A 16,300-nucleotide genomic window follows, 5' to 3' on the forward strand; every position below is an offset into this window, starting at 1 on the left:
ACGCGATGGTGCTGCTGGACCGTCAGGCGTGGCTGTTTTCGGTGAAGACCTTCCTGGCCGCGCTGGCCGCGCTGTACATCGGGTTGGCCGGCAACCTGTCGCGCCCGTACTGGGCGATGGCCACGGTCTACATCGTGACCCAGCCGATGCTCGGCCCCACCCGCGCCAAGGGCGTGTACCGCATCGTCGGCACCCTGATCGCCGGTGCGGCAACGCTGTGGATGCTGCCGCACCTGGTGGAAATGCCGCTGCTGCTGAGCGCGGCGATGTCGCTGTGGTTGTCCGGCTGCCTGTTCATCGCCCTGCTCAACCGTGGTCCGCGCGGCTACGCGTTCCTGCTGGCCGGCTACACCACCGCCTTCATCGGCTTCCCGGCGGTGACCTCGCCGGACACCATCTTCGACACGGTGGTGGCGCGCAGCGAAGAGATCATCCTGGGCACGGTGGTGGCGGTGCTGTTCGCCTCGCTGTTCTTCCCCACCTCGGTGCGGCCGATGCTGCGCTCGCGGGTCAGCAACTGGATGGGCGATGCGGCGCAGTGGTCGCGGCAGATCCTGCTGCGTGGCCAGGCGCATGGCCCGCGCAACCGGCTGGCCGCCGACCTGGTGCAGTTCGAGGCGCTGATCGAGTTCCTGCGTCGCGACGATCCCCGCCATGCCGGCGCGGCGGTGTCGATGGAGCGGCTGCGCGAACGCATGCTGTTGATGCTGCCGGTGCTGTCTTCCATCGCAGACCGCCTGGGCGCGCTGCGCGCCGGGGGCCGTGCGCTGCCGCCGGGCCTGGAGCCGCTGGTGACCGACATCGCACAGTGGCTGGAGCAGCCCGGCCGCTCCAGCGCCAGCGAATACGCCGCGCTGCGCGCCCGCATCCTGGCGCTCAAGCCGGCGGTGGACGGCGAGCTGGACCACCTGCTGCTGGTGACCCTGCTGCTGCGGCTGGAGGAGCTGGTGGACCTGTGGCAGGACTGCGGCACCCTGCAGGACGCCATCGAACAGGGCAGCGCGCCGCGCGATACCGCCCACTACCGGATCCGCGCCACGCGCAGCAGTGATGCACGGCATGTGGATTACGGCATGGCGCTGTTCTCGGCGGCCAGCGCCGGCGTGGCGTTGATGACCTACTGCGCGCTGTGGATCGGGCTGGGCTGGGAAGGCGGTGGCAACGGCGCGATGATGGCCGCGGTGGCTGCTGCGTTCTTCGCCGCGCAGGACGATCCGGCACCGAGCATGCTGTCCTTCCTGCTGTGGGCGATCGTGGCCAGCCTGGTGGCCGGGGTGTACCTGTTCGGCGTGTTCCCGGCGGTGCATGACTTCGGCAGCCTGGCGCTGGTGCTGGCGGTGGTGTTCCTGCCGCTGGGCCTGCTGCTGCACAAGCCGCAGACCGCGCTGATCGGGCTGCCGTTGACGGTCAACCTGGTGGCGCTGCTCAACGTGCAGAACACCTACAACGCCAACATCCAGAGCTTCATCAATTCCTCGGTGGCGATGTTCATCGGGATCGGGTTTGCGGTGGTGATGACCCGGCTGTTCCGCTCGGTCGGTGCCGAATGGACCGCACGCCGGCTGGTGCGGCAGGGCTGGACCACGCTGGCCGAGGCCGCCGAAGGCCGTGGCCAGCAGGATCGCCAGCAGTTCGCCGCGCGCATGCTGGACCTGCTCGGCCTGCTGGCCCCGCGCCTGGCGGCGACCCCGGAAGGCAGCGACATCGCCTCGGTGGACATGCTTACCGAAGCGCGCATCGGCCTGAACATCCTGCAGCTGCGCCGCGCCCGCCATGGCTTGCCGCCGGCCAGCATGCAGGCGATCGAATCGATCCTGGACGATGTGGGCGCGCACTATCGCGCGCAGGTGGCACGGCGGGCGCCGCTGCCGGCACCGGCCGGCCTGCAGGCCAAGCTGGAGGCCTCGCTGAAGCGAGTTCAGACCGTGGACGCGGGCAAGGCGCGCGATGAGGCGCTGATGGGCGTGCTGGGGCTGCGCTATGCGTTGTTCCCGGACGCACCGGTGGCCGATGCACCTGCCGTTACGGCCGCCGCGGCGCCTGGCCTGCCGGCGCCGCGCTGAACCGGCCCCGCACGGGCCGGCCGGTCCGCGCCGATCAGGGCTATCCTGACGCATGCATTTGCGCATGGATCAAGGTGATTCCCGATGAGTTACGACCTGATGGTGTTCGACCCCGCCGTCGCCCCGCGTGAGGCGGACGCCTTCCTGCAGTGGTACGACGCGCAGACCGAGTGGAACGAGACGCACGACTACGACGATCCGAAGGTGTCGGTGCCGGCGCTGCAGGCGTTCTTCGCCGCGCTCGCCGAGCACTTCCCGCCGATGGACGGCCCCCTGGCCGATGACGAGGATGACCGCCCGGAAGTGACCGACTACAGCGTCGGCCAGCACGTCATCTACGCGTCCTTCGATGATGAAGTGGCCGAGAACGCGCATGGCCTGGTGCAGGTGCTGGCCAACACCCACCAGCTGGGCTTCTTCGATGTCAGCGGTGACGGCGCCATCGTGTTCCCCGATGGCACCGTGGTAATTCCGGAATAAGCCGGGAGCGGGGCTAGAACAACTGCCCCTGCGCCGGTGCGGCGACCGCTGTGTCGCCCACCGGCGGTTCTGATGCGTCTGGCGCGTCTGGCGGGCCATGCAGGCGCGCGGCCAGCCCGGAGATGCGGCTGGCATGCCGCTTGAGCGCGGCCTGGATGACCTCCGCGCTGCCCAGCACATGCAGCGACTGCCGCGCGCGGGTCATGCCGGTGTAGACCAGCTCACGTGACAGCACCCGGTTGTCGCGACGCGGCAACTGCAGCCAGACCTCGTCGAACTCCGAGCCCTGCGCCTTGTGCACGGTCATGGCGAACGCACTTTCATGCGCCGGCAATGCGCCCGGATGGAAGCCGCGTGGCTGGTCGGGCGTGTCGCCGGGGAACCAGGCGGTCACTGCGCCCTGTCGATCCCGCAGGCAGATGCCGATGTCGCCGTTGAACAGGCGATGGCGATAGCTGTTTTCAGTGATCAACAGCAGACGTCCATGGAAATAACCCGGCGCCATGCCCGGACGCGGTACCCCGGCCAACAGGGCTTCGATGCGGGCGTTGAGTCCACGTGCGCCCTGCGCGCCTTCGCGTACGGCCGTGAGCAGGCGGATACGACCGGCGTTGGCCAGTGCCTGCGCCGGATCGGCGGCCTCGCCCAACCCGCGCCAGTGCGCCAGCAGGTGATCGCGGTGCTGCAGCGGATCGGTCTGGTCTTCATGGAAGTGCACGCCAGCCAGCCGGTCACTGCGTAGCAGCGCCAGCGCGGCGTCACTGTCGCCGTCGCGCACGGCATGCGCCAGCGGCACCAGGTCCAGTGCATCGGTCTGCCGATAGCCGCGTTGCAGCTGCACGCGTCGGCCCCCGAAGCGCCTGCCGGCGGCCAGCGGCTGCAGGGTGGCCGGTGACAACAGCGCGCGCAATGCGTCGGCATCGTCGGCGCGGGTGCCCAGGCCATCGCCGCTGGCGCGCAGGATCGCGCTGAGGACGTCGCCGGCTTCCACCGACGGCAGCTGGTCCGGATCGCCGAGCAGCACCAGCCGGGTACCGGAGGCGACCGCCTCGACCAGCTTGGTCATCAGCGGCAGGTCGATCATCGACGCCTCATCCACCACCACCACATCGAACGGCAGCGGGTTGTCGCCGTGGTGACGGAAGCGCGGTGAATCAGGAATGGTCCCAAGCAGGCGATGCAGGGTAGTGCCGGTGGTGGGCATGGCATCGCACAGTGCCGGGGCGATACCGACCAGGCGCAGTCGCTGCACGGCCACGCGCAGGCTTTCGGCCATGCGTTCGGCGGCGCGACCGGTGGGCGCGGCCAGCGCCACCCGCGGCAGCGGCTGGTCGGCCTGCGCCGCCTGCGCGGCGAGCAGCACCAGCAGGCGCGCGATGGTGGTGGTCTTGCCGGTACCGGGCCCGCCGGTGACCAGCACCAGCGGATGGCGCAGCGCCACGCCGGCGGCACGGGCCTGGTGGTCGGTACCGTCGTGCGCCTGCGGGAACAACTGCCCGAACAACACCGCCAGCGCGCCGGGATCGGGCTGGGCCAGCGGATGGGTCGCGATGCGTTGCAGGCCGGCGGCCAGGCGACGTTCGTACTCACGGTAGCGGCGCAGGTAGAGCAGCCCGTTTTCCAGCACCAGCGGCCGGTCGGCGGTGGCCTCGGCAGCGTCCGAGGCCGGCACGTCCACCCACGGCGAAGCGCGCAGCTGCGCAAGCCAGGCTTCGGCGTCGGGCCAGTCGACGTCGGTGTCGACCAGGCGCTGCGGGTGCCGCGGATCCAGCCCGGCATGCCCCTGCGACACCGCCAGCGAGGCCAGCGCCGCGGCCGCCAGCACCGCATCGGGGGTGTCCGGCTGCAACCGGCGCAGGCTCTGCGCCAGCGCGTGGTCGAGGGTGCGCAGCGCGTTGCCGCGTTGCAGGGCGGTGAGCAGGCTCATGCCTCACCCCGTGCGCGTGCGGCCATGCGGGCCTGGGCCTGTTCGCCACCGGCGAACAGCGCATCCATCGCATCGACCAGCGCCGGGTCGAAGCGGTGTGCGTACACGCCGGGGCTGTCCGCGCGCGCGGCATCCAGGCCACGGCAGAACAGGTAGCGGATGCCGCCCATGTCGCGGGCGTAGTCGTACTGCGCGCCCAGCCGGAAGCGCAGCCAGCGGTGCAGCGCCACGGTGTAGATCAGCGCCTGCAGGTCGTACTCGCTGTGTTGCATCGCGCTCTGCAACCGCGCGGCGTCGTAGCCGGGCAGGCGGTTGGATTTGTAATCGAGCACGTACCAGCGCGCATCGCGTACGTAGGTGAGATCGATCTTGCCGGTCATCAGCCCCTCCAGCCGCCGTCGCACGCCGAAGCCGCGACGCTCGCGAACCAGGCCGTGCGCGTGCAGCAGCTCTAGCAGTGCCGGCACCGCCGTGGGCTGCATGGCGAAGTGGAACTCGATTTCGGCGCGGCGCGCATCGGCCGGCAGATCGTGCAATGCGCCCCCTTCGGGCAGCGGTACGGTCAGGGTCTGGCCGACCAGTGCGGTCAGCACCGCCACACCATCGTCGAGGTCTTCATCGGCATAGCCTTCTTCACCCAGACAGGCGCGCAGCACCTGCGCTTCATCGTCCGGCGCGGGCTGTCCCGGCTGCCAGTGCGCCCAGCGCGCGAAGTCGGTGTTTTCCAGCGCATCGTGCAGCACGTTGCCGAAGCGGCTGCCCATGAAGCGCGGGTCGATGACCTCCTCGCTGGGCAACGCCGGTTGCTCGGCGTCCAGGGTGAGGTCCACGCCGACCGGTTCATCAGCGGCCGGTGCGGGAATTTCAGTGGCGGCCGCGTCGGTGTCGTGGCCGGCATCGGCGTGGGCAAGCTGGGTGAAGCTGTACACCCACCAGTCGTGCGGGATGCGCCGGGTCAGCGCGCGCACCGGCGGTAGTTCGCCGTCGCGTTCGAACGCCAGCTGCGGCGGGCGCGGTTCGAGCGGCCCGTCGACCACGGCGATGTCCGGATGCGCACGTAGTGCAGCCATGTCCGAGAGCATCGGCGCCAAACGGGTCTTGGCCAGCCCCGCCAGATCGCCAGCGGCGATCCACAACGCGTGTTCGGCGCGGGTCAGCCCGACGTACAGCAGGCGCGCATCTTCGGCCTCCTGCTCCTGCGCGCTGCGCGTGCTGGCCGCGCTCCACGCCTCGTCCTTGTCCAGTTTCCAGTGCAGCTCGCGGCGGCCGTTGGCATACACCGTGCAGTTCGTATCGGTATTGGGTGCGCTGCCCCCGATGCCGACGAACGGCAGGAACACCAGCGGATACTCCAGCCCCTTGCTCTTGTGCAGGGTGATGATCTGCACCCGGCGCGCGTCCGATTCCAGCCGCAACAGCTGCTGTTCGTCGTTCTGGTCGGCGTGGGCCATCTGTACCTGCAGCCAATCCAGCAGGCCATGCATGCCCAGCGTCTGCGCGGCGGCCTGCTGCAACAGTTCGCCCAGCTGCAGGTAATTGGTCAGCCGACGCTCGCCATCGAGCAGGCCGAGCAGACGTTCGGCGTGTTCGGCGCACAGGTCGGCGATCACCGCGAACGGTCCGCCGCGCTGCCAGCGTTCGCGCCACAGCAGCAGGCGGATCTGCACGCTGCGCTGCGCGTCGCCCTCGCGCTCCATCGCATCGATCGCGGCGGCGTCTTCGCCCAGCAACACGGTGGACAATGCCGCGCGCAGGCGCCCTTCGTCTGCCGGCTGCAGCAGCGCCAGCAACAGCAGGCGCAGGTCCTGCGCCTCGGGCGTGGCGTACAGGCTCTGCTTGCCGGCGGCCACCGCCGGAATGCCGACCGCGCTGAGCGCGTGCTGGATGCGCGTGGCGTCGCGGTGCGAGCGCACCAGCACGGCGATGTCGCCGGGCTGCACCGGCTGACCACGCAGTAGCGCGCGGCCCTGGCGGGCATCGCTGAGCAGCTGGTGGATCGCGGCCACGCAGGCATCGCTGGCCTGCTGCCGCGACGGATCGGCCTTGAGAGTGCCGCCATCGCTGTTGTGCAGCACGCGCACGGTCAGGCCCGGCGCAGGAACCCCGTCGCGCAGGAAATCGGCATCCACCCGCGTGCTGCCCGCATGCACCGGCTCGAAGCCGATGTCCGCTTCGAGGAAGGCGCCGTCGCCGGCATGGGTGTACAGCGCCTCGATGGCGTGCAGCACTGCCGGGCGCGAGCGGAAATTGCGGTCCAGCGGCGGCGCGGCATCGGCCTGGCGCTTGGCCTTGAGATAGGTGTGGATGTCGCCGCCGCGGAAGCCGTAGATCGCCTGCTTGGGATCGCCGATCAGGAACAGCGCCGGCGCCAGACCGGCAGCGCGGGTTTCTGCCGAATCGCCAAACACGCGCTGGAAGATGCCCCACTGGCGGTCGTCGGTGTCCTGGAACTCATCCACCAACGCGATCGTGTACTGCGCGCGCAGCTGCTGCACCAGCACATCGCGGTGCGGGCCTTCCAGCGCATCGGCGACGCCATCGATCAGGTCGTCATAGGTCTGCACCCGGCCGATCCGCTTGAGCTCGGCCAAGCGCGCGCGGGCCTGGTCGCGCAGCGCGTGCAGGAAGGCGGTCGCCTGGCCGCGCTGCCACAGCGCCAGCGCATCGGCCGCGGCCAGGTACACGGCAAGGGCGTGCTGCAGCGGCGACTGCGGCGTCCTGCCCGCGTGGGCCTTGTTGGTGCGCGCGGTGAGTTCTTCGACGGTCAGCCGGCGCAGCCGCTCGGGGTCGGCATCCAAGGTTGCGCCCGGCGTGTCATCGGCCGCCCAGCGGTGCAGCTGCACGGCCAATGGTTCCAGCCAGGCCAGTTTGTAGCTGTTGCCGTTGAGCACTTTGTTCTCGACTGCCGCACAGACGTCGCCCAGGAAGGCTTCCCCGTGCTGGCGGTAGTCGGCGGCGAACTGGCGCGCGGCCAGCGCGTGCGCCGGACGCGGATCGTGGTCCAACCCGATGGGCACCGGCGGTAACAGCGGCAGCGGCTTGATCAGCGTGGTCAGGTCACCGGCCAGCGCCTCGGGCGTGGACCACAGCCGCGTCAACGCATCCACGGTGGCTGCATCGTTGGCATGCACGCGCCACAGGTCGGCGGCCAGTTCGTCGTGCAGCGCGCGTTCGCTGGGCAACAGGGTCGGTGGATCGAAGGTATGGCCACTCTCCAGGGCGTGTTCGCGCAGCACGCGGGTGCAGAAGCCATGGATGGTGAAGATCGAGGCCAGGTCGATTTCATCGGCGGCGGTCTGCAGCCGGCGCGCGAGCGCCGCCGGCGTTTCTTCGCCCAAGGCCAGCTGGCGCTGCAGGATCATCCGGGTCAGCAGCACCTCGGGGGTGTCCGCATCGGTCGGCGCGCGCTCGACCAGCTGCGCGGCCAGCGCCAGCCGCTCGCGGATGCGCTTGCGCAGTTCCTGGGTGGCCGCATCGGTAAAGGTCACCGCCAGGATCTGGCCGATGCGCCAGCCCTTCTCCACCACCAGCCGGGTGAACAGCGTGGCCAGGGTGAAGGTCTTGCCGGTGCCGGCACTGGCCTCGATCAGGCGCACGCCGTCCAGCGGCAGCGTCAGGTAGGGATCGTCGAGAAGGTCGTGGTCACTCATGTTGTCGCGCCCTGGTCATCGAAGCCGGGGAATACCCGGCCCTCGCGCACCGCGGTGAAGACCACGAAGCTGTTGTGCAGCAGTTGCCGGTAGCTGTCTGGCGTGGCGAAGGGATCGCGTCCGCGCAGGGCCAGCGGGTAGCCGGCGCCGCTGGATTCACCCCACGTCCGGTCGCTGCCGTACCACCTTGCCCGGCCCTCGGTTTCGCGCTTGGCCTCGGCGGCGGTGTAGATCGCCCACGCGGTGGACGGCGCGTATGGCAGCGGCGCGCGCAGCCCTTCGCTGCGCAGGTGCAGCAGGCGCCGCAGCACCTGCCGGGCCTGCTCGGGCGGCAACGGTGGCAGCACGTGCGGGCCCAGCCCGTCATCATCCGCATCGTGGAACTGCACCAGCGCCAGCGCGTCGCCGGCGGCATTGGCCAGCAGCCAGTCCAATCCCTGGCGGATCGCCGCACGCCCGTTGAGTGGGCCCGGGCGCAGCCGCACCAGGCCGTGCGGATGCACGCCGTCGATGCGGCCGTGCAGGCGCACGCCGTCGATCTCAACCTCGTACCGGCGGCTGTCGGCGTCGGTGCCGGCCTGCCATTGGGCCAGCGCCTGCGCGTAGGGGCGGGTCTGGGCCTGCAGCGCCTCGAACTGGCGCTGCCCCAGCGCACCGGAGGGCAGCAGCGCGCGGGCGCGCAGCCGCGGATAAAGCGGCGCATCGTCCCCGTCCAGGGTGGCCTCGATCACCGCCTGCCGCAGCAGCAACGTATCGCTGCCGCGCGCGGCCATGACCAGCGGTTCCACGTCATCGGCATCGCCGAGGTCCTCGGGCAGGCGCAGGCCCAGCCGCTGCGACAGGAACTGGCTGGCCGGGTCGGTGAGGAAGCGGCGCAGCGCGTCCAGGCTGAGTTCGGCCTCGCCGGGCAACGTGTCCGGGATCGGCAATGGCTGGTCGAACCACGGCGCCAGCGCGCGCCGCTGTCCGCCAAGCGAACCGGCGGCCGGGTGCCACTGCTGGCGATAACTGAAACGCCGCGGCTCATCGCCGCCGCCAAACGCGGCCGGGGCGAAGGGCTGCAGCGAGTGGCGCACGGTCAGCTCCCTCGCCGCGCTGGCCGGTGCCAGGTGGTAGTCGGCGGCGGCGTCGATCAGTTCGCTGACCAGCACCGAGGGTTCGCGCACGCTGCCATCGCGCGGGTCGGCACCGAGATAGCTCAGGTAGAACACGTCCTGCGCCGAGGCGAACAGCTGCAGGAACAGGAAGCGGTCGTCCTCGCGCAACGAACGATCGCCATGCCGGCGCCTGGCGGTGCCCAGTTCGGCGGTGAGCTGGTTGAGCCCGGCAGCCGGGTCGCGGCGCGGGAAATCGCCGTCGTTGAGCCCCAGCACACAGATCACCCGGAACGGCAGCAGGCGCATCGGCACCATGCGGCCAAAGCTGATCCCACCGGTCAGCAGCGGGGCGCGGGTGTCGGCCTCGGCCAGCACCCCGGCGAAGTGCGCACGCAGCACTTCCGGTGCCACCGTGCCGTGGAAACCGGCCTGCTCGGCATCGCGGGCGAATTCGTTGATCAGCTTGCGCAGGCGCTCCAGCGCGCGCTGGCTGTTGGCCGCCTGCGGCGGCTCGGGCAGCAGCGCGTCCAGCAGCGCCAGCAGGCGTTGGCGCCACTGTGCCGGCGGCAAGGCGTCGCCCAGCGCCTTCTGGTACCGGGCCAGCACGCGCAACAGCCCAAGCAGGCGGTCCAGCGCCTCCAGCGCGCTGCCTTCCAGCTCCGGCCACGGCGCCACGCCGGCGATATCGCCGTCGCTGCCGCTGGCATGGCCCAGCAGCAGGCGATCCAGCGCGAACTGCCAGGTGAAGGCATCATCGCGCGGGGCCTGGTGCTGGCTGCGGTGGTGGGCATCCAGCCCCCAGCGCGCGCCGGCGGCCTGCAGCCAGTCGTGCAGGCGATCGAAGTCGGCCGCATCCAGCCCGGCCGCCTCGGCCAGCGGCGCGCTGGCGAGYAGGTCCAGCACTTCGTTCAAACCGAACCGTGACACCGGCAGGCCGAGCAGGTGCACGAAGACATCGGCCAGCGGCTCGCCGGCCAAGGGGCTGGTATCGGCCAGTGCGTACGGAATGTGGTCGTCCCCCCCGCTGCGACCGCCGAACACCGCTTCCAGGTACGGCACGTAGGGGTCGATGTCCGGGGCCAGCACCGCGATCTCACGGGCCTGCAACGGCGGCTCGAAGCGCGGGTCCTGCAGCAGCCCGCGCAACTGGTCGTGCAGCACCTGCAGTTCGCGCAGTCGGGTATGGCAGGCATGCACCTGCAGGCTGGGATCGTCGCGGCGCAGGCCATCGCGGCGCTCACCGGAGGGCTGTCCACGGCGGTGGAACAGATCGCGTTGCAGCCGATGCAGCAGGCTGTCGGACAGTCCACCCGCGTCCATGTCCGCACGCGCATCGTCTTCGGGATCGTCATAGGCGGCGATCTCACCGGACGGATGCACTACCTCGTAGCTGCCCAGCACCGCCATGAAGTCGCGCCCGGCCGCGCCCCAGGCCTGCAGCAGGCGGTTCTCGCCGGCCGCGTCGCCGAACGGATCGGGCGCGCCGCTGCGCAGTTTCTCGCCCAGAGTCTGCAGGTCGCCCCAATACGCCTGGGTCGGGGTGGGCAGGTAGAAGTGCATCGTGCCGACCCGCGCCTGGGTGGCCATCACCCGCAGCACGTCGGGCGAAATGTTGAGCGTGGCGAAGGCGAACACCCGTGCCGGCAGGCCCTGTGGCAGTGCCTGCCCTGCCCCTTCGAAGCGCGACAGGTAAGCATCGATGCGACGGGCGCGGTACTGGTGGCCGCTGGCGATGTGCCGCCACAGGATCGCCTGTGGATCCTGCGCGTCGGCACCGGCTTCCCAACGCAGCAGCCAGTCGCGGCGCCAGGCCTGGTACTTCTCGAACACCGCGGCCAGCTCGCCGGCCAGCGCCCAGGGCTTGAGCGGATCGGCGGCCGACAGGTAGGCCTGCAGCGCGCGCATCGGCGCCTGCCCCAGCAGGTCCGGATCACGCAGCGCGGCATACAGCTTCCAGCGCAAAGCGGCAGCGCTGAGGTCATCGTGCTCGCCCGGGACGTTGGCGTTGAGCGCGCGCGCGACGAACTCACCGGGGGTGAGGAATTCCAGATTGGCGGCAATGCCATACTCGACCGCCAGGGTGGACTGCAGCCAGCGCCGCATCGCGACCTGCGGAATCAGCACCACCTCCGGGACCAGGATCGACTGCCCCGGCACCGGCGTACGCACCGCGGTGGCCAGCAAGGCGGCCAGGACGTCGAGTGAATTGGAGTGGTACAGGCGGAAGTCGGACGCAGCATCAGTCATCGCGCCAGTGTGCCGCAGCCGTCGCACGATCACGAGGGTGGCCGGCGACGGTCTGGCCCTACGACCTGGCTGTCGTCGCCCGGTACGGTGTGTTGCGAGCGCGGTCTCAGGCCGACCGGTAACGGTCGTGCGACAATACTGCACGGTCCAGTTCGGTTATGTTCAGCCGTTCACCACGATCTTACAACGTTGGAATTTTGTTAATGGCTTCCATGACGGCTTCCGCAGAACCTCTGGTGCAGTTGTCCAACGTGCGTATCGATCGCGGCGGTCGCAGCATCCTGCGCGACGTGTCGCTGCAGGTGCCGCGCGGCAGCATCACCGCCGTGCTGGGGCCGTCGGGCAGCGGCAAGTCGACCTTGTTGGCGGCGCTGACCGGCGAACTGCGCCCGGTGGCCGGCGAGATCACCCTGTTCGGCAAGCCCATCCCCACCGGCACCGGCGCGCTGCTGGAGATGCGCAAGAGCGTGGGCGTGCTGCTGCAGGGCAATGGCCTGCTCACCGACCTCACCGTGGCCGAAAACGTCGCCCTGCCGCTGCGCACCCATACCCGTCTGCCCGCGGCCGTACTGAACCGGCTGGTGCAGATGAAGCTGCACGCGGTGGGCCTGCTGGCCGCCGCCGATGCCTGGCCGCGCGAGCTGTCCGGCGGCATGGCCCGGCGCGTGGCGCTGGCCCGTGCGCTGGCGCTGGACCCGCCGCTGATGATCTACGACGAGCCGCTGACCGGGCTGGACCCGATCGCCTCGGGGGTGATCATGAGCCTGATCCAGCGTCTCAACCACAGCCTGGGGCTGACCAGCATCATCGTCAGCCACCATGTGCATGAGACCCTGCCGATCTGCGACCAGGTGATCGCCATTGCCAATGGTGGCGTGGTGTTCCAGGGCAGCCCGGCCGCGCTGGAGTCCAGCCAGGACCCGCTGTTGCGGCAGTTCCTGCATGGCCAGCCCGATGGTCCGATTCCGTTCGATGCCGCGCCGCGCGCGAGGGTTGCCTGATGCCGTTCGTTGACGCCACCCGCTCGCTGGGCCGCGCCGGCCTGTTCTCGCTGACGGTGCTGCGCGGCTCGCTGCCGACCGCCGACTTCCTGGCCGAACTGACCCGCGAGATCTACAAGGTCGGCGCGCGCTCGCTGCCGATCATCGCCGTCGGCGGTGCTTTCGTCGGGCTGGTGCTGACCCTGCAGGGCTACCGCACGCTGACCACCTTCGGCGCCGCCGACGCGCTGTCCACACTGCTCGGCCTGTCGCTGTACCGCGAACTGGCGCCGGTGCTGACCGCGCTGCTGTTCATCGGCCGCGCCGGCAGCTCGATCGCCGCCGAACTGGGCCTGATGCGCGCCACCGACCAGATCAAGGCGCTGGAACTGATGGCCATCGATCCGGTCGCCAAGGTGGTGGCGCCGCGCTTCTGGGCAGCGGTGCTGACCGTGCCGCTGCTGACCGGCATCTTCTGCTCGATGGCGATCAGCGCCAGCTACTTCGAGGCCGTGCACGTGCTGGGCCTGGACAATGGCGTGTTCTGGTCGGCGCTGAGCAACAGCGTGGACTTCTGGGACGATTTCGGCGTGGCGATGCTGAAGTCGGCCATCTTCGGCGGTACCGCGGCACTGGTGGCGTCGTACGTCGGCTTCCACGCCGAGCCGACCATCGAAGGCACCTCGGTGGCCACTACCCGCGCGGTGGTGAACGCCTCGCTGCTGGTGCTGATGTTCAACTTCGTGCTGTCGGCCATGATGTTCCGGTAATTCCCGGAACGGCATGCAACGCAACCCCGCCCCGGCACCCGTCGGGGAACCTGACAAAAGAACAGTGAGATAACCCCATGGCCATCCGCGGTCCCAGACTCGAATTTTCCGTCGGCGCTTTCCTGCTGCTGGCGCTGGCCTCGCTGCTGGTGCTGGCCATGGCCTCCACCAACCAACGGTGGGGCCTGGGTGGCGACGGCTACGAACTCAAGGCGCGCTTCACCCAGATCGGGCAGCTGCGCAAACAGGCGCCGGTGAAGATCGGCGGCGTGGTGGTGGGCCAGGTCGCCGGCATCGAGCTGGACCCGACCAAGTTCGATTCCATCGTCACCCTGAAGCTGGACGGCAAGTTCAAAGACCTGCCGGCCGACACCTCGGCGGGCATATTCACCAGCGGTTTGCTCGGCGAGAGCTATATCGGACTGCAGCCGGGCGGTGATCCGGACGTGCTCAAGTCCGGCGACGAGATCGTGTTCACCCAGCCGGCGGTGGATCTGCTGCAGTTGGTCGGCAAATACATGTTCAGTGGCCCGGCCAATACCGGCGGCGCCGCTCCCCAGGATGCTCCCGGTGCGGAAGCGCCGGCTACGGAAGCGCACAAATGAAAACCAAACTGATCCCGGTCCTGCTCGCCTCGGCCCTGCTGGCCGGTGCTCCCTCGCTCAGCTTCGCCCAGGCCGCACCGGCCGCTGCCAGCGCCCAGCAGGGCCAGGCCAGCACCGTCGTGCTCGATGCCAGTACGCGCATCCTGTCCACCCTGCAGCAGCGCCGCACCGAGTTCCGCAGCAACCCGACCGCGCTGCGCGGCTTCATCAACGGTGAGCTGACCAAGACCTTCGACCGCGACTACGCCGCCCGCCTGGTGCTGGGCGTGCACGGCCGTGGCGCCTCCGACGCCGATGTGAAGCTGTTCGCCGATGCCATGGCCGACAACCTGATGCAGCGCTACGGCTCGGCACTGCTGGATATCCAGGGCAAGCCCAGCTTCCGCCTGAAGTCCGAATCGCCGCTGCCGGGCAACCGCGGCGTCAAGGTGTCCACCGAACTGGTGCGCGCCGGCAGCGAAGCGACTCCGGTCGACTATCTGATGCGCAACGTCGGCGGCCAGTGGAAGATCTTCGATGTGATGATCGAAGGCATCTCCTACGTGCAGACCTTCAAGACCCAGTTCGACGCCCCGCTGCGCCAGAAGTCGATCCAGCAGGTGGCCACCGAGCTGCGCAACGGCAGCATGCAGGCCGCCCCGAGTGGCAAGTAACCCGGCCAGCGTCAGCGTGCAGGGCACGTCGCTGGTGTTCAGCGGCGTGCTCGATCGTGCCGCGGTGACGGCCTTGTGGCCGTCGCTGCAGGCCACCGCCGATGCGCAGGTGCTGGACCTGACTGCGGTGCCGCGGTTGGACAGCGCCGGCCTGGCGCTGCTGGCCGAACTGGCCGCGCGCCTGCGCAGCATGGGCATCCAACCGCGTTTCAACGGCGCTCCCGCCGGCTTCACCGAACTCAGCGCAGCCTACCGGTTGGCGCCGTCCCTGGATTTCAATGCCCCCTCTGCCGCGAGCTGACATGAACGTCATACGCAACCTCCCCTTCGTCGTGCTCGCCCTGGCGTTGACCGCCTGTGCCGGCAAGCCCGCCCGCGAGGCCGCACCGGCCAGCGTGGCCGTGGACGCTTCGGCGCCGGTCGACGCCCCCGTCGCGGTCGACGACACGGCCAGCGTGCCGGCCGCGGCAAGCGCCGCACCGGCCACTGCGCCGGTGGCCACCGACCGCCCTGCCGCCCGGACCGCACAGGCGGGCGGCCAGGCCGCGCCGACCGATGCCGAAGACGACTTCGCCGCGCTGTACGGTGGCCCGGCGCCCTCTGCCGACGGCGCCGAACCCGGCCGGGCTGCCTACGATCCGTGGGAACCGTTCAACCGCAGGGTGCACAGCTTCAACAACGTGGTCGACCGCGCCGTCGCCCGTCCGCTGGCCACCGCCTACACCAAGGTGGTGCCGCGCTTCGCCCGTACCGGCGTGACCAACTTCTTCAGCAACCTGCGTGCGCCGGTGACCATCACCAACCAGGTGCTTCAGGGTAGGCCCGGCGATGCCTGGGACAGCCTGGGCCGTTTTGTCATGAACTCCACGCTGGGCCTGGGCGGCCTGTTCGATCCGGCCAGCAAGGCGATGGTGCCGCGCCGCAGCGAAGACTTCGGCCAGACCCTGGGTGCCTGGGGCTGGCGCGGTTCGCGCTACGTGGAACTGCCGTTCTTCGGCCCGCGTACCGTGCGTGATGTGTTCGGCCTGGCGGGCGACATTCCGCTCTCGCCGATCCGCACGATCGAAGAGGACAAGGTGCGCATCGGTCTGCAGGGTCTGCAGCTGGTGGACATGCGTTCGCAGCTGATGGCACTGGATGACATCCGCGACAGCGCCGTGGACGAGTACGCGCTGACCCGCGATGCCTGGCTGCAGCGGCGCAACTACCAGATCGAGAACGATCTGCGCGACAAGCGCACGCGCGGCAAGGATGCCGACGACACCGCGCCGATCCCGGTCGATGCGATGCCGATGCCGAACTGGGGCAACTGAGCCAGGGCGTACCTGCCAACGGTGGGTACCTACCCGCAGGAAGCCGACAAAAACCCCGCCTTGGCGGGATTTTTTTGGTTCCTCTCCCCGTACAGAGCGCGACTTGTTCCAACCGGCGTAACAGATTGGGCACGGCTGCACGCGTGCGGTCGGATAGTTCAGGCGCCGGTTGTGGATCGGGCGGCGTCTCCGCTCCGGTCTGTCGCGAGCGTGAGGGCCCCTTAGCGGCCGGTAGGCCCTTGGCGCAAATGTCCCCCGGCCGCGGGGCGGCCTCCTCCTTTATTTTGCCCAAGGGCCTACCGGCCGCTAAGGGGCTCGGCTCGCGGCGCAGGCGGAGCCCGGCTTTTTTGGCTCTGGTCGGTGGGTCGGGCGCTGGGCGCCCATGCCCTTTCCGGCGACGCCCCCGGCGTCGGCCTKCGGCCGCCTCTTCCTCCTTTATTTCGCCTCAAGCGGCAGTCGGTGGGTCGGGCGCTGGGCTCCCATGCCCTTGGAGGCGAAATAAAGGAGGAGGGGGC

Annotated in this window: 11 protein-coding genes; 8 read left to right on the forward strand and 3 right to left on the reverse strand. The window is 69.8% G+C overall.

All coding sequences use genetic code 11. The features are described from left to right. The first annotated feature begins 5 nt into the window (after positions 1 to 5). Together AC1DR7_RS14585 and AC1DR7_RS14590 are read left to right on the forward strand one after the other, a co-directional pair. Positions 6 to 2,063 (forward strand): FUSC family protein, encoded by a 2,058-nt coding sequence (locus AC1DR7_RS14585; protein ID WP_457318110.1) that lies wholly within the window; start codon positions 6 to 8, stop codon positions 2,061 to 2,063. An 84-nt stretch (positions 2,064 to 2,147) separates the two neighbouring features. Beyond that, positions 2,148 to 2,543, forward strand: coding sequence for a hypothetical protein (locus AC1DR7_RS14590; protein ID WP_457318111.1), 396 nt, complete (start codon positions 2,148 to 2,150; stop codon positions 2,541 to 2,543). 13 nt (positions 2,544 to 2,556) lie between these two features. Here AC1DR7_RS14590 and recD read toward each other — a convergent pair whose 3' ends face one another. The 3 genes from recD to recC are packed head-to-tail and all read right to left on the reverse strand — an operon-like array spanning position 2,557 to position 11,464. Next, on the reverse strand, positions 2,557 to 4,470 hold the full coding sequence (gene recD, locus AC1DR7_RS14595) for an exodeoxyribonuclease V subunit alpha (RefSeq protein ID WP_457318112.1): 1,914 nt from the start codon (positions 4,468 to 4,470) through the stop codon (positions 2,557 to 2,559). Beyond that, positions 4,467 to 8,120: an exodeoxyribonuclease V subunit beta gene (gene recB / locus AC1DR7_RS14600; RefSeq protein WP_457318113.1), complete on the reverse strand. Its 3,654-nt coding sequence runs from the start codon at positions 8,118 to 8,120 to the stop codon at positions 4,467 to 4,469. The genes recD and recB overlap by 4 nt, the downstream gene beginning before the upstream one ends. Next, the gene (recC, locus tag AC1DR7_RS14605; protein WP_478051000.1) at positions 8,117 to 11,464 is read right to left on the reverse strand and encodes an exodeoxyribonuclease V subunit gamma; all 3,348 of its coding nucleotides are present in this window, start codon (positions 11,462 to 11,464) and stop codon (positions 8,117 to 8,119) included. Before recC ends, recB begins: the two co-directional genes overlap by 4 nt. Positions 11,465 to 11,676: 212 nt before the next feature. Between recC and AC1DR7_RS14610 the strand changes: the two genes are divergently transcribed. The 6 genes from AC1DR7_RS14610 to AC1DR7_RS14635 all read left to right on the forward strand — a co-directional run bounded on the left by AC1DR7_RS14610 (position 11,677) and on the right by AC1DR7_RS14635 (position 15,785). Further along, a complete protein-coding gene (locus AC1DR7_RS14610) occupies positions 11,677 to 12,465 on the forward strand; it encodes an ABC transporter ATP-binding protein (RefSeq protein WP_457318115.1) in 789 nt (262 codons plus the stop codon). Next, positions 12,465 to 13,214 carry an MlaE family lipid ABC transporter permease subunit gene (locus tag AC1DR7_RS14615; RefSeq protein WP_256776120.1) on the forward strand — a complete coding sequence of 250 codons (750 nt, stop codon included), beginning with the start codon at positions 12,465 to 12,467 and terminating at the stop codon, positions 13,212 to 13,214. The genes AC1DR7_RS14610 and AC1DR7_RS14615 overlap by 1 nt, the downstream gene beginning before the upstream one ends. A gap of 77 nt (positions 13,215 to 13,291) precedes the next feature. Continuing rightward, a complete protein-coding gene (mlaD, locus tag AC1DR7_RS14620) occupies positions 13,292 to 13,819 on the forward strand; it encodes an outer membrane lipid asymmetry maintenance protein MlaD (protein ID WP_457318116.1) in 528 nt (175 codons plus the stop codon). Continuing rightward, positions 13,816 to 14,472, forward strand: a complete 657-nt coding sequence (locus tag AC1DR7_RS14625) for an MlaC/ttg2D family ABC transporter substrate-binding protein (protein ID WP_457318117.1) — start codon at positions 13,816 to 13,818, stop codon at positions 14,470 to 14,472. Before mlaD ends, AC1DR7_RS14625 begins: the two co-directional genes overlap by 4 nt. Next, a complete protein-coding gene (locus tag AC1DR7_RS14630) occupies positions 14,462 to 14,773 on the forward strand; it encodes an STAS domain-containing protein (protein WP_457318118.1) in 312 nt (103 codons plus the stop codon). The genes AC1DR7_RS14625 and AC1DR7_RS14630 overlap by 11 nt, the downstream gene beginning before the upstream one ends. A 1-nt stretch (position 14,774) precedes the next feature. Beyond that, positions 14,775 to 15,785: an MlaA family lipoprotein gene (locus AC1DR7_RS14635; RefSeq protein ID WP_478052843.1), complete on the forward strand. Its 1,011-nt coding sequence runs from the start codon at positions 14,775 to 14,777 to the stop codon at positions 15,783 to 15,785. The last annotated feature ends 515 nt before the right edge of the window (positions 15,786 to 16,300 follow it).

The sequence above is a fragment of the Stenotrophomonas sp. P5_A9 genome (assembly GCF_056400525.1).